The sequence below is a fragment of the Sulfuriferula sp. genome, from assembly GCF_054605375.1.
Map to the genome: position 1 here is coordinate 17,722 of NZ_JBTSEG010000028.1, position 18,184 is coordinate 35,905.

General features: G+C 58.1%; 16 protein-coding genes. 10 read left to right on the forward strand and 6 right to left on the reverse strand.

Features of this window, described 5'->3' with window-relative positions; genetic code table 11:
• The first annotated feature begins 72 nt into the window (after positions 1–72).
• From ACYCZJ_RS13500 to ACYCZJ_RS13510, 3 genes are read left to right on the forward strand one after another with little or no spacing between them, the layout of a single operon-like run.
• Entirely contained in the window at positions 73–735 is a 663-nt protein-coding gene (locus ACYCZJ_RS13500) for an energy-coupling factor ABC transporter permease (RefSeq protein WP_461554750.1), read from the forward strand.
• Complete coding sequence (hrpA, locus tag ACYCZJ_RS13505; RefSeq protein ID WP_461554751.1) at positions 732–4,463, forward strand: ATP-dependent RNA helicase HrpA; 3,732 nt, start codon at positions 732–734, stop codon at positions 4,461–4,463. Before ACYCZJ_RS13500 ends, hrpA begins: the two co-directional genes overlap by 4 nt.
• A gap of 9 nt (positions 4,464–4,472) precedes the next feature.
• Entirely contained in the window at positions 4,473–5,027 is a 555-nt protein-coding gene (locus ACYCZJ_RS13510; RefSeq protein ID WP_461554752.1) for a CDP-alcohol phosphatidyltransferase family protein, read from the forward strand.
• Between the two features lie 72 nt (positions 5,028–5,099).
• Here ACYCZJ_RS13510 and ACYCZJ_RS13515 read toward each other — a convergent pair whose 3' ends face one another.
• The 6 genes from ACYCZJ_RS13515 to ACYCZJ_RS13540 form a co-directional block, all read right to left on the reverse strand.
• Positions 5,100–6,104, reverse strand: coding sequence for an OmpA family protein (locus tag ACYCZJ_RS13515; RefSeq protein ID WP_461554753.1), 1,005 nt, complete (start codon positions 6,102–6,104; stop codon positions 5,100–5,102).
• Between the two features lie 207 nt (positions 6,105–6,311).
• Positions 6,312–6,956, reverse strand: coding sequence for a hypothetical protein (locus tag ACYCZJ_RS13520; RefSeq protein WP_461554754.1), 645 nt, complete (start codon positions 6,954–6,956; stop codon positions 6,312–6,314).
• A 277-nt stretch (positions 6,957–7,233) separates the two neighbouring features.
• Positions 7,234–7,788 (reverse strand): molybdopterin adenylyltransferase, encoded by a 555-nt coding sequence (gene mog / locus ACYCZJ_RS13525; RefSeq protein ID WP_461554755.1) that lies wholly within the window; start codon positions 7,786–7,788, stop codon positions 7,234–7,236.
• A gap of 5 nt (positions 7,789–7,793) precedes the next feature.
• The gene (locus tag ACYCZJ_RS13530; protein WP_461554756.1) at positions 7,794–9,170 is read right to left on the reverse strand and encodes a phosphomannomutase/phosphoglucomutase; all 1,377 of its coding nucleotides are present in this window, start codon (positions 9,168–9,170) and stop codon (positions 7,794–7,796) included.
• Positions 9,171–9,258: 88 nt separating this feature from the next.
• Positions 9,259–10,230: a YheT family hydrolase gene (locus ACYCZJ_RS13535; protein ID WP_461554757.1), complete on the reverse strand. Its 972-nt coding sequence runs from the start codon at positions 10,228–10,230 to the stop codon at positions 9,259–9,261.
• Positions 10,231–10,253: 23 nt separating this feature from the next.
• Positions 10,254–10,667 carry a YybH family protein gene (locus ACYCZJ_RS13540; RefSeq protein WP_461554758.1) on the reverse strand — a complete coding sequence of 138 codons (414 nt, stop codon included), beginning with the start codon at positions 10,665–10,667 and terminating at the stop codon, positions 10,254–10,256.
• Between the two features lie 268 nt (positions 10,668–10,935).
• Here ACYCZJ_RS13540 and pcnB point away from each other — a divergent pair, with 268 nt between their 5' ends.
• From pcnB to ggpS, 7 genes are all read left to right on the forward strand, one after another.
• Positions 10,936–12,297, forward strand: a complete 1,362-nt coding sequence (gene pcnB, locus ACYCZJ_RS13545) for a polynucleotide adenylyltransferase PcnB (protein ID WP_461554759.1) — start codon at positions 10,936–10,938, stop codon at positions 12,295–12,297.
• Complete coding sequence (gene folK / locus ACYCZJ_RS13550) at positions 12,294–12,842, forward strand: 2-amino-4-hydroxy-6-hydroxymethyldihydropteridine diphosphokinase (RefSeq protein WP_461554760.1); 549 nt, start codon at positions 12,294–12,296, stop codon at positions 12,840–12,842. Before pcnB ends, folK begins: the two co-directional genes overlap by 4 nt.
• A gap of 3 nt (positions 12,843–12,845) precedes the next feature.
• Entirely contained in the window at positions 12,846–13,484 is a 639-nt protein-coding gene (locus tag ACYCZJ_RS13555) for a deoxynucleoside kinase (protein WP_461554761.1), read from the forward strand.
• A 9-nt stretch (positions 13,485–13,493) separates the two neighbouring features.
• Positions 13,494–14,285, forward strand: a complete 792-nt coding sequence (gene panB / locus ACYCZJ_RS13560; RefSeq protein WP_461554762.1) for a 3-methyl-2-oxobutanoate hydroxymethyltransferase — start codon at positions 13,494–13,496, stop codon at positions 14,283–14,285.
• A gap of 64 nt (positions 14,286–14,349) precedes the next feature.
• A complete protein-coding gene (panC, locus tag ACYCZJ_RS13565; RefSeq protein WP_461554763.1) occupies positions 14,350–15,189 on the forward strand; it encodes a pantoate--beta-alanine ligase in 840 nt (279 codons plus the stop codon).
• 46 nt (positions 15,190–15,235) lie between these two features.
• On the forward strand, positions 15,236–15,622 hold the full coding sequence (panD, locus tag ACYCZJ_RS13570; RefSeq protein ID WP_461554764.1) for an aspartate 1-decarboxylase: 387 nt from the start codon (positions 15,236–15,238) through the stop codon (positions 15,620–15,622).
• 370 nt (positions 15,623–15,992) lie between these two features.
• The coding region (ggpS, locus tag ACYCZJ_RS13575) for a glucosylglycerol-phosphate synthase (protein WP_461554765.1) at positions 15,993–18,184 on the forward strand (2,192 nt) is incomplete at its 3' end.

Genomic DNA, 18,184 nt, shown 5'->3' on the forward strand with positions numbered 1-18,184 from the left:
GCTCCAGGATTTTAACCCGGCCGAGTATAGCGTAAAATCGCTCGTTTACTTCGCTCCGCCCGATCTCTCCAGATGAACTTCACCAATACCCTGATTCCACACTCCTGGCTGCTCGTTTCGCTGCTGTTATTTGCTGCGGTGCTGGCCAGGGCACTGTTCGCCGCGCCCTGGGGAGTGCTCAAAAAACCCGGGGTGTTCAATCTGCTGCTGGGGGCAAGTGTGGCCGTGCTGGCGTTCTGGCAGATCAGGGCAAGCATCCAGCCCGGATTGAATCTGCATCTGCTGGGCGCCACGGCGCTCACCCTGTTGTTCGGTCCCTGGTTTGCCATTCTCGCGTTGACGCTGACGCTGTTACTGTCCACGGCCTGGGACGGCACCTGGCAAGCTTTTGCGCTGAACGGCCTGCTCATGGTGGTGCTGCCGGTCACTGTAAGCTGGTGGATTTACCGGCTGGTGGACAGCAAACTGCCCAATCATTTTTTTATCTATATTTTTTTCAATGCTTTCTTCGGGGCCGGGATAACCATCGCGGTGATGAGCTTTGCCGCAAGCTGGACCCTGGCGCTGGCGGGAGACTATCCATTCGATTATCTGCTGGGTAATTACCTGCCTTACTATCTGTTGATGGCCTGGTCGGAGGCGATGACCACCGGCATGATCATGACGGTACTGGTGGCATACAAACCTCACTGGGTCGCCACTTTTGACGACAAGCACTACATTGACCGCAAGTGATTCAGCCTGACATCGCCGTGACCCGGTTCTGGCAACCGGCCGCCCTCAACTATCCGGAGGCGCTGCCGGTATCGGCGCACCACGATGAAATCGCCACGGCCATCCGCACCCATCAGGCGGTGATTGTGTGCGGTGCCACCGGCTCCGGCAAAACCACGCAATTGCCTAAAATCTGTCTGCAGGCCGGACGCGGGGTAATCGGCCGCATCGCCTGTACCCAGCCGCGCCGCATTGCCGCGCGCACGGTGGCAGCGCGGCTGGCGCAGGAACTGGGCACGAACCTGGGCGAAGGCGTCGGCTACAAGGTGCGCTTCACCGACCAGGTGCGCCATGACACCGTGATCAAGGTGCTCACCGACGGCATGCTGCTGGCGGAAACCAGCAGTGACCGCGACCTGCGCGCCTACGACACCATCATCATCGACGAGGCGCACGAACGCAGCCTGAACATTGATTTCCTGCTCGGCTACCTGCGCCAGTTGATGGCACGCCGCCCCGAGCTGAAAGTCATCATTACCTCGGCCACCATCGACGCCGAACGCTTTTCCAGACACTTCGGCGGCGCGCCGGTGATCGAGGTATCCGGGCGCACCTATCCGGTGGAAATCCGCTACCGTCCGATCGAAGCACCCGAACGCACCACTGACGGAACCAAGCCGCGGGACACCGAAGAAGAGCGCCAGACCCAGGCCATTCTCGACGCCACCGACGAACTGGCGCGGCTGGGCGAAGGCGATATACTCATCTTCCTGCCCGGTGAGCGCGAGATCCGCGACGTCGCCGAGGCGCTGCGCAAGCATCATCCGCCGCACACCGAAATCCTGCCGCTGTTCGCCCGACTTTCGGTGCAGGAGCAGCAACGCATTTTCCATCCCAGCAATGCGCGCCGCATCGTGCTCGCCACCAACGTGGCGGAAACCTCGCTCACCGTGCCCGGCATCCGCTATGTGATCGACCCCGGTTGGGTTCGCCTGCTGCGCTATTCGCCGCGTACCAAGGTGGATCAGTTGCAGGTCGAACCGGTGTCGCAGGCTTCTGCCAACCAGCGCGCCGGGCGCTGCGGCCGCGTCGCGGCAGGCGTATGCATCCGGCTCTATTCTGAGCTCGAATACAGCGCACGCCCGGCGTATACCGAGCCGGAAATCCTGCGCACTTCGCTGGCTGGCGTAATCCTGCGCATGTCTGCATTGCGCCTCGGCGAAGCGGCGGATTTCCCGTTTCTGGACGCTCCCGCGCCGCGCCTGATTGCCGATGGCTACCAGTTGCTGGAAGAACTCAACGCGGTTACCGATCAGCGCCGCCTCACGCCTATTGGCAAGCAGTTGGCAAAACTCCCGCTCGACCCGAAAATCGGCCGCGTGCTGCTCGCCGCGCAACAATCCGGTTGCCTCGCCGAAGCGCTGGTGATCTGCGCCGCGCTGTCGGTGCAGGATCCGCGCGAGCGCCCGCCGGCACAAGCGGGTGCCGCTGATGACCGCCATCGGGCGTTCGCCAATGAGCATTCGGATTTCATCGGTATCCTCAAGCTGTGGGAGTTTTACGATGAGGCCTTGAAGCACAAAAAATCCAATCGCAAGCTGATAGACCAGTGCCGCGAACATTTTCTCAATCCGCAACGCCTGCGCGAGTGGCGCGAAGTACACGGTCAGCTTGCCAGCATGGCCAGGGAGATGGGGCTACGCATCAACGAGGAAGCCGCCAAATACGAAGCCATTCATCAGGCGCTGCTGGCCGGTTTCCTCGGTAACATCGGCGTAAAAATGGACGAAGGCGGCTACCAGGGTGCGCGCGGCATCAAGTTCCACATCCACCCCGGTTCCGCGCTGGCGAAAAAATCGCCCAAATGGGTGATGGCGGCAGAGCTTACTGAAACCACGCGGCTGTACGCCCGCACCGCCGCCAAGATCGAACCCGAATGGCTGGAAGCCGTCGCCGCGCACTTGTTGAAACGCAATTATTTCGACCCGCACTGGCAGAGAAAAACCGCCCAGGTATCGGCCTTCGAGCAAGTACAGCTGTTCGGCCTGACCATCGTGCCCCGGCGCAGCGTGCATTACGGCAGTATCGACCCGGTGGAGAGCCGCCGCATTTTCATCCGCAGCGCGCTGGTGGCGGGAGAGTACGACACGCGTGCGCCGTTCTTCGCCCACAACGGTCAGCTCATCGAGGAAATCGTCGAACTGGAGCACAAGGCGCGGCGCCAGGATGTGCTGGTCGACGAGGAGCGCCTGTTCGCGTTTTTCGACGCGCGCATCCCGGCCGGGATCGTCAACGGCAGCGGTTTCGACCAGTGGCGGCGCGACGCGGAGCGGGAAAATCCGCGTCTGCTGTACCTTTCCCGCGACGACCTGATGCGCCACGGTGCGGAGTCGGTGACCGCGGACTGGTTTCCGCAGGTGCTCACCATCGACGCCATCGCGTTACCGCTGAGTTATCGCTTCGAGCCCGGCCATCCGCTCGACGGCATGACGGTCACCATCCCGTTGGCGCTGCTCAATACCGTGCCGGGCTGGCACTTCGACTGGCTGGTGCCGGGCATGTTGCGCGAAAAACTCACCTGGTATGTCAAGGCGCTGCCCAAGCAGCTGCGCCGCGTATTCGTGCCGGTTCCGGACAGCGTCACGGCATTGATGGAAACACTGGCCCCGACCCGGGCACTGACCGAAGCGCTGGCCGACGCGTTAACCCGGCGCAGCAATTTGAAAGTAAGCCCGGCGGACTGGACGGATGTGCCGCCCCCACATCTCCGCGCCAATTTCCGCGTGATCGACGGCAATGGCCGGGAGCTGGCATCCGGCCGCGATTTGATCGCGCTACGCAAGCAACTGGGTGAAGCGGCACAATTGACCTTTCGTGCGCAAGATACGACGTTTGAAAAAACCGGTTTCAAGCGCTGGGAATTCGGTGACGTCCCGGAAGAACTGCGCTTCGACCGCGCCGGGCAAGCGGTGACCGGCTACCCTGCCCTCGCCGACGACAAGGACAGCGTGGCGCTGCGGCTGTTCGATACGCGTCAGGCGGCAGAACGCGCGCACCGTGCCGGGCTGGCACGCCTGTTCCGCCTGACCCTGACAGAACAATTCAAATTTCTGGAAAAAAACCTGCCTGACTTTACCCGGCTGGCGCTGGCCTACCGCAGCCTGGGGGATGCCGACAGTTTGCGCGAGGAGCTGATCCGCGCCATCGCCGAACGGGCCTGCCTGGGCGATGACGCTCTGCCGCGCACGCAACAGCAGTTCGAGGCGCAATTGTCCAAAGCGCGGGCGCGCCTCAAGGCAGTAGCGGATGCCCTCTCCCGCACGGTGGGGCAAGTGCTGGACGAGTACACCCAGATTCTGGGCAAGCTCAAGGCGCCGTGGCCGCACGTCGTGAAGGACATTCAGGATCAATTGTCGCATCTGGTTTACGCGGGCTTTATCAGCACGACCCCGTGGACGCGCCTCCAGCATCTGCCGCGCTATCTCAAAGGCATCAATGCGCGCCTGTCCAAACTGCCCGCGCGGCTGGAGCAGGACCAGCGCCACGCCACTGCCCTCATTTCACTCACTGCCCAATACCGTGCGCGCCTCGACAAGCACCGCAAGGCGGCAATCGACGACCCGGCGCTGGAGGAATTCCGCTGGCAACTGGAGGAACTGCGCATTTCGCTATTCGCGCAGGAACTGAAAACCCCACAGCCGGTGTCGGTTAAACGCCTGCAAAAACTGTGGGAGAATGTATTGCACTGAGGAGGTTCAATGCATCCAATTGCCCGGCAGCTGAATATTCCCAACAGCATCACCCTGCTGCGCCTGATCCTGGTGCCGGTGGTGGTATGGCTGCTGACCGTGGGTTATTACAACTGGGCGCTGTGGGTGTTCATCGCAGCCGCACTCAGTGATGCGCTGGACGGCTTTCTCGCGCGCCTCCTTGACCAGCGCACCGAACTTGGGGCGGCCCTCGATCCCATCGCCGACAAGCTCATGCTGCTGTCCACCCTGGCCGTACTGGTTTGGCTGGCGCTGCTGCCGGGCTGGTTGCTCAGCGTCATCATATTGCGCGATGTGGTGATCATTGGCGGCGCGTTGGCTTACCGGCACCGCGCCGGTCATCTTGAAGTCACCCCCACCTGGCTGGGCAAGTTGCACACCTTGCTGGAATTCGCATTGGCCGGCCTGGTCATCGCCGATGCCGCCGCCATCCTGCCCTTGGCCGCATGGCTATTGCCGCTGTTTTATCTGGTGCTGTTCACCGCGTTGGCGTCCGGTGCGCAGTATGTGTGGTTGTGGGGGCGCAGGGCGGCAACCCTGTAGTCTTAACATCACATCAGGCAATAAAAAAGCCGGGCAGCTTGCGCCACCCGGCTTCAAATGATCTGCAACGAATCAGTTGAGGATCAGGATTTCCACACGGCGATTCTGGGCACGTCCTGCTGCCGTTTTGTTGCTGGCAACCGGGTGGGTTTCGCCAAAGCCTTTGGTGGTCATGCGGCTGTCTGCGATACCTTTGCTTTCCAGATATTTTTTGACCGTCGCGGCACGGCGCTTGGACAGGCCCATGTTGTATTTCGCGGTACCGATGCTGTCCGTGTAGCCGGCGATCTCGACGTTGATATCCGGATAGGTATTCAGCATTTGCGCATCTTTATCCAGTTTGGCCTTACCAGCGGGGCGCAAGGTCGCCTTGTCAAAATCAAAATTGGTACCCTCGAGAATAATCTTGGTCTGTGGTGCAGGACGCTCAACAGGAGGCTGTTCCACTGGCGCGGGTGCAGGCATTGGTTCGGGTTCCTGCACTGGCGCGGGCATAGGCTCAGGGGTGGGTTGCGGTTTGGGTGCAGGTGGCATGGGTTTCGATCCTAAAGGAATCACCAGTCCCACGGTAGCAACCCAGTCACCCGGATTCACGCCGCCTGCATCATGAATATAGCGGTAACGCACATCGCCCCGCACCGCAATATCATTCATCCATTTCATCGCGCCCACGCCGGCATTCGCCGCCCAGTTGGTTTCGGAAATGCCCGGTGCACGCGTCTGCACGCCGCCTACCCCGATCACGGTATAAGGCGTGAAGCTGGCGTTACGGTTAAAGATGTACAGCGCATCCAGTCCCAGCCCGGTGTTCTTGAGCGTACCGGTCGAATTCCTGATGCTGTACGCCGCATAGTTGCTGTTCAATTCCAGGTTCCAGCTTTGGCTGATGGCTTTGCCAACTCCCAGACCAAAGCCGAAATCATTGTCGATTCCCTGCTTGTGGTACCAGTCGCCATCGGTAACGGTGAAATTGACTGACGGGGTCAGATACAAACGCGTATCCAGTTCGGCGGCCAGCGCCTGGCTTGCCACAACGGTGCAAGACAGCGCTACTAAAGTGCGGGTAATGGGGGACATACTGTTCTCCTGAATATCAATAGCATTATGCAAATCGCAAACTGTTCTTAGCTGCTGTGCGCAATTTAGCTTATTGAAACATCAGGCTCTGTGCGTTAGCGCACTTATGTCCAGGAACTCGTTATCGTCTCACGGACACTGAGTTAACCCGGGTTTCCAAAGCAAGTAATCAAGCACATTTCCCATGCAAGCTGCCCTGTCGCCACTTTAGTGACTAACAAAATGCGATGTGAAATGGTTCTTGATAAATCCCATGACAACTTCATCTATATGGATAAAGTCCGTGCCTTTTTGTTTAGGAAAATTGTACTGAATAGAAATATCCGGACTAATTTGTCGCTCAGCTGAATAAATTGCGTCGTGTTCACCCCATTCGACCTGTACCCATTGGTCATCATGTGCTTTGAAAAGGTAATATGTCTGCATCCCTTGCGGATCATTAATACGATCACCGCGAAGAAATATTTCGTAGACGTCATGAGTTCCTGCTCGATACACGGCACCTGGTCGTTTTGGATCAAAATGATCGCTTTGTGCCTCCTCGATTTTTAGCTCTTCCAGATTTTTTCGGAAACGTCCTAAGAGAATAAAAACCGTCATTTCATCTTCGTAGGATTTATTTCCAACGGGCTGCATACCCGGGTACAGACAATGAAACTCGAGCCCAGTGTTCTTAGAAAAGGCTTTGGCCCCGTATGCGGCGGGTATTGAAAGCGTAGCCGTTGTATTGCTATCGTGTAATACGATTTTCTCGATGCGGTTCATGTCTTTTGGTTCGCTGCATCCAAACATGATGAGCATTCCCGATAGAAGTGCGCAGTTAATTACAACGACACGCCATTTTCTTTTCATGCAGCCTCCCACATCTCGAATACCATATCATTCGTCGCGATCAAAGCCATCACATCACCGAGAGCCATATCCTTTTCATCTGAAGAATCAGAATTTTTTTTGAAATCGTCACAACTACAGCAACAAGGTTAAGACCCGCAAGATTTTCTGCGTCCTTAGCTAGATTGATATTTAGATATGGTCCTACTGAGCCGCGTAGATAGCACCGGGGTCCACACCATGCATCCCATGCATCGGGGTCAGATACCGTCTTGCCAGACTGCTGCACCACATTCCATCAAGTCGATACGGTTTTCTGCGCACTCTTCGGCCGAAATGCCTTGATCACCTCTTCCCGGGTTTCCATATAAGGGCCGCCAATCAGGTCCACACAATAGGGCACGGCCGCAAACACGCCATCCAGTGTTTCCTTGATCGCCTTGGGTTGGCCGGGCAAATTCAGGATCAGGCAGGCACCGCGCACCACGCCGACCTGGCGCGACAGGATGGCGGTGGGCACATATTTCAGGCTCACCGCGCGCATCGCCTCGCCGAAGCCGGGCAATTCCTTGTCGGCCACGGCACGCGTGGCTTCCGGCGTCACATCGCGCGGCGCTGGTCCGGTACCGCCGGTGGTGAGGATCAGCGCGCAGCCGCTTTGGTCGGCCAGTTCTTTCAGCGTGGCTTCGATCAGCGGCTGCTCATCGGGAATCAGCCGGGTGTCGAAGCTGCATGGGTTTTGCAACGCGGCTTCCAGCCATTCCTTCAGCGCGGGAATGCCCTTGTCCTCGTACACACCGCTGGAGGCGCGGTCGGAAATGGAAACCAGACCGATATGGATCGTATCCATCATCACTCTCAAAACGGTAATTGCAGCGCGGGGGCGGCCTCGTGCAGCACGCGCCGGAAATCCGCCTGGATGCGTTCGATGCCGGCCTGAGTATCCGCCTCGAAACGCAACACGATCACCGGGGTGGTGTTGGAAGGCCGCGCCAGGCCGAAGCCATCGGCGTATTCCACGCGCAGGCCATCGAGGGTGATGATTTCGCGCGCTTCAGGGAAAGTGGCGCTCTTTTGCAGCTTGTCCATCAGCGTGTAGTGTTCGCCTTCGGGCATGGTGATGTTGAGTTCCGGGGTATTGACCGTATCCGGCAGGCCATGCAAAGTGGCGTTGATATCGGCTTGCTTGCTCAGATATTCCAGCAAGCGTGCACCAGCGTACATGCCGTCGTCGAAACCGTACCAGCGTTCCTTGAAGAAGATATGGCCGGACATTTCACCGGCCAGCAGCGCACCGGTTTCCTTCATTTTTGCCTTGATGAAGCTGTGACCGGTTTTCCACAGCAGCGGACGGCCGCCACGCGCGCGAATCCAGTCGAACAGTTTGCGCGTGGACTTCACATCGAAAATGATTTCGGCATTCGGGTTGCGGCTCAATACATCATCGGCAAACAGCATCAACTGGCGATCCGGGAAGATGATGCTGCCATCCTTGGTGACCACGCCCAGACGGTCGCCATCGCCGTCGAAGGCAAGGCCGATTTCCGCGTCGCTGGTTTTCAGGCGGGCGATCAGATCCACCAGGTTTTTCGGCTGGGAGGGGTCGGGATGGTGATTGGGAAAATTGCCATCCACTTCGCAGAACATTTCCTCGACGGTGCAGCCAAGACGTCGATACAACTCCGGTCCGAACGCGCCGGGCACGCCATTGCCGGAATCGACGATGACTTTCATCGGGCGCGCCAGCTTGATGTCGCCGGCGATACGATCCAGATAAGCCGGGGCGATATCGTGCTCGCTGTAACTGCCGTTACCTTTCACCAGATCGTTGTTCTCCAGCCGCTCTCTCAGTGCCTGAATCGCATCGCCGGACAGTGTTTCGCCGCCCAGCACCATTTTCAGGCCGTTGTAGTCGGGCGGGTTGTGGCTGCCGGTGACCATCACGGCGGAATGCGTGCCAAGTTCGTAAGCTGCGAAATAGGTCATCGGTGTAGCGACCATACCCAGATCGATCACGTTGATGCCCGATTTCTGGATGCCGCGTGCCAGTGCGCCCGCCAGGTCCGGACCGGACAAACGCCCGTCGCGGCCAATGCAGATCGCCGTCTGGCTGCGTGCGACCGCTTCCGAGCCAATTGCGTGGCCGATGGCCTCGACGATCTCCGGAGTCAGCGTCCTGCCGACAATGCCGCGAATATCGTAAGCCTTGAAAATTTCTTTTGGAAATGTGGTCATGGAAACTCCTGATAACAAAATAAGAAAAACATGCGGCTAAATTCAGTATGGTTATAGTTCAGTCTATTCTACCTGCATGACACGACGGTCATTGCCCGGTCTCAAAAAACCCCAGGGTACGTTGCGGCATCCAGTTCGCCGTTCCGGGAAACGGCCCTTCGAGAAATCCGACATGACCGCCTTCAGCAGGAAAATCCAGCGTTACTGCGGAAGAGACTTCATCCGGCCCAGGCAAAGCCGAGCCGGGCATGAAAGGATCGTTGCGCGCATTGATCAGTAAAGTGGGCACCTGCACATGAATCAGTCCCGGCTTGCTGGATGCGCGCAACCAGTAATCGTCTGCACTTTTGTAACCATGTAGCGGCGCCGTTACCAGATCATCGAATGCATACAGGGATGAGACAGCCTTGACCTGCTGGCGCGCATACAAGTTTGGATAGGCGTCGAGTTTCTGCAATGCTTTTTGCTTGAGCGTATACAGGAATCTCGCCGTGTAGCTAAAACGATTAAAGCCATTGTCCAGACTATAGCCGGCAACAGTAAGATCCAGTGGCGCCGAGATCGCTACTGCGCGACTGATCACACTCATGGCATTTTCACCTTCTTCCCCGAGCCACTTGAGCAGGGCATTCCCTCCCAGCGACACGCCGGCAGCATACAGCGCAGCATGGTCATTTTTAAGTCGCAAGCGTTTGAGAGCGTAATCGATCTCGACGCTATCACCGGCAAAATAGGCGCGCGGCAGGCGATTGGGTTCGCCCGAGCAGCCGCGAAAATGCACCACGACGCCACGCCAGCCGCGCTGCCTGACGGCGCTCATCATGGCCAGCGCATAATAGCCACGCGAGTTGCCCTCCAACCCGTGAAACAATACCACCAGCGGCGCGTCCGCATCAGCATCCAGCCAGTCGAGGTCGAGAAAGTCGCCATCCGGCAGTTCCCAGCGCTCGCGCCGGTAATCCATATGTGGAACCGGCGCAAAAAAATAAGGATAGATGGTTTGTAAATCACCACCCGGCAGCCAGGCTGGCGCCCGGTATTCAGTGACACGGTACGGCATGGCGCCTATTCCTGCGTCAGGCATCAATGCAGGGTCGGTGCCTTGCCGGCGGGCGCAATATGTGGCGCAGGCGTGCCATGATGCGCCACCAGGTACCAGCCACCCCCCTCCTCCAGTTGATACACATTCGTGGCGAGCACATGTCCTTGTTGCGAGGCATTGCCCGTCACGCTCAAATGCTCTTCAACCAGATGTACTACTTGCGTTGTACTGGCATACTCACGCAATACATTGACCTGCACCGTGACACCGCTGCCCCCGGCAAAAATCTGTTGCCAGCTCTTACGTATCGCCTCGACGCCCACCAGTACCGGCCCGGCCGGATGAATGCAACTGATCTCGGCGGCGCCCGACCAGACCGCCATCATGGCCTCCAGATTGGCGTCTTCAAAGGCTTGGTAAAAAGCAATTTCGGCGAGTTCTACAGTGGTGTACATGGTTTCCTGAGCATTTGAATAATTGGTTGGTGCGCCATATGGGCAAACAGCTTTCCTGCAACGATGTTAGCCGATTTGGCTACTGCATGCATCCGCCAGCACCACGCAAGCGGTGTCTGGCTACTCTGCTGCAATTGCCCTGCTGCTGATGCGGGGCGGTCTCGGCCCACAGGAGTCAGTGTATAATCAGAAATTTGGATTGCCGTACTCCCTACCCTGACATGACTTTATCTACTGCCCAGTTTTCCGGCTTGTCCCTGACGATTCGATGATCACCCGCCTGATTCAGCGTGTATTCGGCAAAAAAACCGCTGCCACCAAAAAATCCCGCCTGCAAATCATCCCGCTCGCTCAGCACGGACTGGCCAGGGAACGGATCCTGCCGTGCGCGCTGAAAGTCACCGATACCCTGCAACAGGGCGGCTTTGCTGCATTCGTCGTCGGCGGTGCGGTACGCGATCTGCTGCTGGGCAAAACGCCCAAGGATTTTGACGTGGCCACCAATGCCACTCCGGAACAGGTGCATGCGCTGTTCCGCCGCTCGCGCATTATCGGGCGGCGTTTCCGGCTGGTGCACGTCATGTGCGGCGGAGATACCATCGAGGTCTCCACGTTTCGCTCCAATGGCCTGGTGACGGAAGACGATGATGATCGCGCAACCGATGCGACCGGCCGTATCGTGCGCGACAACGTATTCGGCAGTCAGGAAGACGATGCCGAGCGCCGTGATTTTACCGTCAACGCCTTGTATTACGACCCTGCCAGTCAGGAAATCTGGGACTATCGCGGCGGTGTTGCGGACATCGAACGCAAGACCCTGCGCATGATCGGCGATCCCGCGACCCGTTACCGCGAAGACCCGGTACGCATGCTGCGTGCGGCACGTTTTGCCGCCAAGCTGGAGTTCAAGATTGACGAGGCCACCCGTGCACCGGTCGCGGAACTCGCCGACCTGCTGGAAAATGTACCGCCGTCGCGCCTGTTCGACGAAATGCTCAAGCTATTGTTGTCCGGTCACGCCTTGCGCGGCGTGCACCAGTTACGCGCCGAAGGATTGCACCGCGGCATGCTGCCATTACTGGACACCATTCTGGAACAGCCCGAAGGCGAGCGTTTTATCACGGCCGCGTTACACAACACCGATTTGCGCGTGCAGGCAGGCAAGCCGGTGTCGCCCGCTTTCCTGTTTGCAACCCTGCTCTGGCACGAGCTGCAAAGCGATTTCAGGTCACGCATTGCGGCCGATGTAAAACCCGCACCAGCCTTATTCGAAGCGATGGATGCGGTACTCGACCGCCAGCGCGAACGCCTCGCAGTACCGCGCCGCCTGGATGGCATGATGAAGGAAATCTGGAGCATGCAGCCGCGTTTCGAGCAGCGTTCGGGCAGCCGTCCCTACCGCCTGTTGCCGCACCCGCGTTTTCGCGCCGGTTATGATTTCCTGCTGTTGCGCGCGCAGAGTGGCGAAGTGGATCAGGAACTGGGCGACTGGTGGACCACCTTTCAGGATGCCTCGGAAGAAGCCCGCGCAGCCATGCTCCTGCCCGAGGTGCAGGGCGCACTCAAGAAACGCCGCCGCAGACGCAGCAAAAAACCAGCCGACGCCGGAGAGCCGGCCAGGCAGGCATGAACACATGCACGGCGACCCGCTTGCCGGCCCGCGCATATGTTGCGCTGGGCAGTAACCTGGCCGACCCTGCCGGACAGGTTCTGGCTGCACTCGGCGCCATTGCCGCATTGCCCCACACTCGCTTGCTGGCGCGCTCTTCGCTTTACCTGAATGCGGCGGTAGGCTATGCCGATCAGCCCGACTTCATCAACGCCGTGGCACTGCTGGAAACCGGCCTCACACCACAGCAGTTACTCGATGCGCTGCTCAACATCGAGCATGCATTCGGGCGCGAACGCACCTTTCGCAATGCCCCGCGCGTCATCGATCTGGATGTATTGAGCTATGCTGCACTGCAATGCCACGATGCCGGCCTGACACTACCGCACCCGCGCATGCACGAACGCGCCTTCGTGCTGATACCATTGCTGGAAATCGCACCGGACATGGTGATCCCCGGCCTGCAAGCCGCCGCACACTATCTGCCGGACGTCAGCGGACATGGCCTGACGCGGGTAGCCGACAATTGGACCAGTCAGAACAAGACCACCGAAAAAAGCCAATGAAAAATGCTGGAAAAATATCGTTTTATTGCCGTTGAAGGCCCGATAGGCGCAGGCAAAACCAGTCTGGCACGGCGTATCGCAGCCTATTTGCACGCGGACACCTTGCTGGAAGGCGCCAGTGAAAATCCGTTCCTGCCGCGCTTTTACCAGGATCCCAAACGCCACGCGCTGGCCACCCAGCTGTTTTTCCTGTTCCAGCGCAGCGGCCAGGTGCAGGACTTGCAGCAATCCGACCTGTTTCGTCACAATACTGTCGCAGACTTTTTGCTGGACAAGGATTTGCTGTTTGCACGCCTGAATCTGGATGACGATGAATTCCGCCTGTATCAAAAAATCTACGATGAACTGCAGCCCAAGGCACCGGTGCCTGACCTGGTCATTTATCTGCAGGCCCGGCCGGACGTCCTGCAAGCGCGCGTACTCGGACGCGGCATCGACTACGAACGCAATATATCGACCGATTACCTGCGCCGCCTGGCCGAAAGCTATACGCACTATTTTTACAATTACACGGCGGCACCGCTTTTCACCGTCAACTGCGAGCACCTCAATTTCGTGCAAAGCGATGCGGATTTTGCGCTGCTGATGCAGCAAATCGAGGGCATGCGCGGTAATCGCGAATTTTTCAACCGGGCGGTATAAAATCGCAGTATGAAAACCACCTTGACCACTTTGCAACAGCGCGCCGCACAGGGCGAAAAACTCGCCATGCTGACCTGCTATGACGCCACTTTCGCCACGCTGCTGGAAGTCGCTGGCGTGGATATACTGCTGGTCGGCGATTCGCTCGGCATGGTGTTGCAGGGCCAAAGCACGACCTTGCCGGTGAGCCTGCAGGACATGGCTTACCATACGGCTGCCGTGGCGCGCGGCGCCACCCACAGCTTCATCATGGCCGACCTGCCATTTGGCAGCTATCAGGCCAGTCCCGCACAGGCACTGCAATCCGCAGCCTTATTGATGGCGGCAGGCGCGCATTGCGTCAAGCTCGAAGGAGGGGCGGTGATGGCTGAAACCATTGCCTTCCTCACGGCACGCGGGATTCCGGTTTGTGCGCATATCGGCCTGCTGCCGCAATCGGTCAATGCGCTGGGCGGGTATAAAGTCCAGGGGAAAACAGTCGACGCGGCGCAACAGTTACTGGCCGATGCACAGCAATTGGAGCAGGCTGGCGCGTGCATGGTACTGATGGAAGCAGTGCCGGCCACGCTCGCCCAATCCATCACCGCAAGCCTGCGCGTTCCCACCATCGGCATCGGTGCAGGCCCGGACTGCTCGGGCCAGGTGCTGGTTCTGCACGATATGCTCGGTATCTCCCCCGGCAAACCGCCACGCTTCGTGAAAAATTTCATGGAAGGCGCGGGCAGCATACAGGCTGCAGTAATCGCCTATGTGGCAGCGGTCAGGAATGGCCGGTTTCCAGGCGCTGAACACAGTTTCTGACGGATTGAAATCCATCGTAAACGCCATCATGATTTCCGCGTAATCACACCCCGTTTTCAATCCCATGCAAATCATCCACACGATTGCGGACATGCGCCGCTGGCGCGCCGAGAATGCCGATGTGGCCATCGTACCCACAATGGGCAACCTGCATGAAGGCCACATCTCGCTGGCACGCCAGGCACGCAGGCATGCCCGCCGGGTGATTGTCAGCATTTTTGTAAATCCCCTGCAATTCGGTGCAAATGAGGATTTTTCGCGTTATCCGCGCACGCTGAGCGACGATTGCGATCGCCTGCGTGAAGTGGATACCGACGTGGTTTTTGCCCCCGCTGCGGATACGCTGTTCCCGCATCCACAAAGCTACCATGTCGAACCGCCCGCCCTGGCCAACGAGCTGTGCGGCGCATTCCGGCCCGGGCATTTCCGTGGCGTGGCAACCATCGTATTGAAATTTTTCAACATCACACAGCCGTGTGTGGCGTTATTCGGGCAAAAGGATTATCAGCAACTGGCCATTATTCGCGGCATGGTAACGGATCTGAATGTGCCGGTGGACATCGTGGCAGGCGCAACCGTGCGCGCCGCCGATGGATTGGCGCTGTCGTCGCGCAACGGTTTTCTGAGTGCCCCGGAACGCGCCGAAGCGCCACGCCTGTACCAGACCCTGAATGTAATCCGCGACCGTCTGGCCACCGGACAACGCGATTTCACCGCGCTGGAACTGGCCGCCAGCGCCACGCTCGCAGTACATGGATGGCGCGTGGATTACGTCGCCATCCGCCGCCGCGACCTCACCATGCCCGCCTCTGGCGACACTGATTTTGTTGTACTCGCCGCCGCTCATCTGGGCAACACCCGGTTGATCGACAATATCGAAGTCGAGAGCACCGAAACTTTATAGTTTATAATGGCGGTCTAATATTCGTTCCCTGAACGAGAGCGAGGCCATGCAAAGAACCATGCTGAAATCCAAGTTGCACCGGGTGCGCGTTACCCAATCCGAGCTTCACTACGAAGGTTCGTGCGCGATCGACGAAACCCTGCTGGAGGCCGCCGATATTCGTGAATATCAGCAAATCGACATCTACAATGTCACCAACGGCGAACGTTTCACCACCTATGCCATTCGCGCCGAGCGTGATTCCGGCACCATTTCCGTCAATGGTGCCGCCGCGCACAAGGCCCAACCCGGCGACCTGCTGATTATCGCCACCTATGCCAGCTACAGTGAAACCGAATTGCAGAAATTTACCCCGCAATTGGTCTACGTGGACGAACTGAATCGCATCATGGCGAGCCGCAGCCAGATTCCTGTACAAGCTGCACAGGCCTGAAAAATCAGGCGTTTTCTTGCCTCATCCGCCCCGGCAAAGTATACTAAGTGCTTGTTGAGCTTGGATATTATCCTGCGCATCAATCCACTACCCGCTGTTTTCAGTTCGCTACGCCTTGTTGCAGTCCTGGCACACAGGCCATCTGGCCCATCGGTGCATCTTAAGCGGCTGTCCACGGAAACAGCGTGACCGAACGTCACACATGACATCGTTCGCGTTCCAGGATTGCCTGAGTTCAAACCCATTGATTGGATACAGCACCAGCTTTTTCCCGTCTTGCTGACAAGCTGCCAACAGGTTTACGCATGTCATTTATGCTTTGCATGTCAATACCGGCACATCGCACGGGGGAGCACAAATGGAGACCAATATGCTAACCGAACGACTTTCACCCACCCTGCCCACGGCTACCGGCATGGTACTGGCTACCGACCTGGACGGCACCCTGCTGGCTGGTCCGTTACCCGCCCGGCGCCATCTGCATGGCCTGTTCAACGGCAACATGCCCGGCTCCAAACTCATTTTCGTGACGGGCCGGGGCCTTGAGTCCATATTACCGGTGCTGAATGACCCGACGGTGCCGCGTCCCGATTACATCATTGCCGATGTCGGTGCGACCGTCGTTCACGGTGATAGCTTGCTACCTGTCATGCCCCTGCTGCAGGAAATCGCCGCCACATGGCCTGGAACCCAGAAAGTGCTCGATGCATTGGCCCCGTTTACATACCTTGATCGCCAAAACGTCCCGCAAGAGCGGCGCTGCTCGTTCTTTGTACGTGAAGGACTGATTGACGATGAGCTGCGACGTGTCGTTGACGAGCTGGGCTGCGAACTCCTGTTCTCCGCACAACGCTATCTTGATGTACTTCCTAAAGGCGTCGGGAAAGGTGCGACATTGGGACGCCTGTGCAAGCACCTCAACCTTGATCCGGAATCGGTCGTCACCGCCGGTGATACGCTCAATGACTTGTCGATGTTCACCGCCGGATTTCAGGGCATCGTCGTAGGTGGCGCCGAGCCGGCCCTGGCTGAAGCCGTGCGCCATCTCCCCCGCACGCATATTGCCGCAGGCGAGGGTTGTGCCGGCATCCTCGAAGGGCTTGCACATCATCAGTTACTGAGTGGCGAAACCCCAGCCAACGCCGATAGCCTGGGGGAATCGGAACTGGTCATGGTGTACCATCGCCTGCCTTTTGACGAGAGTCCAGAGGGTAAATGGCGACGCCCGAAAAGCCCTAACGGCATCATCCCGACACTGCTCAATTTTTTTGCCGGCGGCACCACCGGGTCATGGGTTGCCTGGTCTCAGCAATCCTCGCGCGAGCCCAAGAACTTCAATACACGTGTCGCAATCGATGAAAAGAAATATCCGAATCTGCACGCAGCACGGATCCCGTTGACGGCACACGACGTCGATCTGTTTTACAAGAAATTTTCCAAGGAGGCGTTCTGGCCAATCATTTTTTCGTTTCCGGACAAGGCCGAATTTCTGCAGGCTCACTGGGAACATTATCTTAAAATCAATGAAATTTTTGCGCGTCAAACGGCGGTAGAAGCAGCTGAAGGTGCGCTGGTCTGGATTCATGATTACAACCTGTGGATGGTACCGGCATTCCTGCGCGGGCTGCGCCCCGATCTGAAAATCGCATTTTTTCACCACACTGCTTTTCCACCATCAGACGTATTCAACATCATTCCATGGCGGCGCGAGATCGTTGGCAGTCTGTTGCAATGCGATTACATCGGATTCCATATTCCGCGCTATGTGGAAAATTTTGTCGATGCAGTACGCAGCTATGCACCTACCGAGATTACCGATACCACACCGTGTGCACCCCGGTTTCTTACCTATGGCTGCGCCCTCGGTGTGGATACCGCGACCACCGGTATCGAGGTCGCCGGGCGTCGCGTGCGTCTCGGTGCCCATCCCGTCGGGATCGATTGCGATCAGATCGACCGCCTGCTGCAGAAAGACTCGGTACGCGCCAGGATCGACAGCATTCGCGCTGAGTTGGGAGGGCGTTCAGCCATACTCTCGCTCGAACGCCTCGACTATGTAAAAGGCTCGCTTGAAAAACTGCTGGCGTTCGAAACCCTGCTTGAGAAACATCCGGAGCTGATCGGCAAAGTGGTGTTGCTGAATTTCGTCACTCCGGCAGCACCGGGGATGGAAATATACAAATCACTGCGCGTCAAGATTGACCAGATGGTGGGGCGGATCAATGGCCGGTTTTCAACCATCGACTGGACGCCGGTAAGATATTTTTATCGTTCGCTTCCCTATGAAGACGTGCTTGCCTATTATGCGGTCGCTGATGTGGCATGGATTACGCCATTGCGCGATGGACTCAACCTGGTGGCAAAAGAGTACGTAGCGACCCAGGGCAGTGTCGGTGGCAACGGCGCGCTGGTCTTATCGGAATTCGCCGGCGCCGCAGTTGAACTGCATGGCGCCCTGTTGACCAATCCATACGATGCGTCCAGCATGGAGCAGGCACTCCATCTGGCGCTTACGCTGGCAGAGGATGATCGCGCCTATCGCATGTCTCGACTGTCCGCTGT

Excerpts from the sequence above, each read along its gene's own strand:
- ACYCZJ_RS13500 (WP_461554750.1), top strand. The coding sequence starts at position 73 with ATGAACTTCACCAATACCCTGATTCCACACTCCTGGCTGCTCGTTTCG.
- ACYCZJ_RS13510 (WP_461554752.1), top strand. The coding sequence starts at position 4,473 with ATGCATCCAATTGCCCGGCAGCTGAATATTCCCAACAGCATCACCCTG.
- ACYCZJ_RS13515 (WP_461554753.1), bottom strand. The coding sequence starts at position 6,104 with ATGTCCCCCATTACCCGCACTTTAGTAGCGCTGTCTTGCACCGTTGTG.
- ACYCZJ_RS13520 (WP_461554754.1), bottom strand. The coding sequence starts at position 6,956 with ATGAAAAGAAAATGGCGTGTCGTTGTAATTAACTGCGCACTTCTATCG.
- mog (WP_461554755.1), bottom strand. The coding sequence starts at position 7,788 with ATGATGGATACGATCCATATCGGTCTGGTTTCCATTTCCGACCGCGCC.
- ACYCZJ_RS13530 (WP_461554756.1), bottom strand. The coding sequence starts at position 9,170 with ATGACCACATTTCCAAAAGAAATTTTCAAGGCTTACGATATTCGCGGC.
- ACYCZJ_RS13535 (WP_461554757.1), bottom strand. The coding sequence starts at position 10,230 with ATGCCGTACCGTGTCACTGAATACCGGGCGCCAGCCTGGCTGCCGGGT.
- ACYCZJ_RS13540 (WP_461554758.1), bottom strand. The coding sequence starts at position 10,667 with ATGTACACCACTGTAGAACTCGCCGAAATTGCTTTTTACCAAGCCTTT.
- pcnB (WP_461554759.1), top strand. The coding sequence starts at position 10,936 with ATGATCACCCGCCTGATTCAGCGTGTATTCGGCAAAAAAACCGCTGCC.
- folK (WP_461554760.1), top strand. The coding sequence starts at position 12,294 with ATGAACACATGCACGGCGACCCGCTTGCCGGCCCGCGCATATGTTGCG.
- ACYCZJ_RS13555 (WP_461554761.1), top strand. The coding sequence starts at position 12,846 with ATGCTGGAAAAATATCGTTTTATTGCCGTTGAAGGCCCGATAGGCGCA.
- panB (WP_461554762.1), top strand. The coding sequence starts at position 13,494 with ATGAAAACCACCTTGACCACTTTGCAACAGCGCGCCGCACAGGGCGAA.
- panC (WP_461554763.1), top strand. The coding sequence starts at position 14,350 with ATGCAAATCATCCACACGATTGCGGACATGCGCCGCTGGCGCGCCGAG.
- panD (WP_461554764.1), top strand. The coding sequence starts at position 15,236 with ATGCAAAGAACCATGCTGAAATCCAAGTTGCACCGGGTGCGCGTTACC.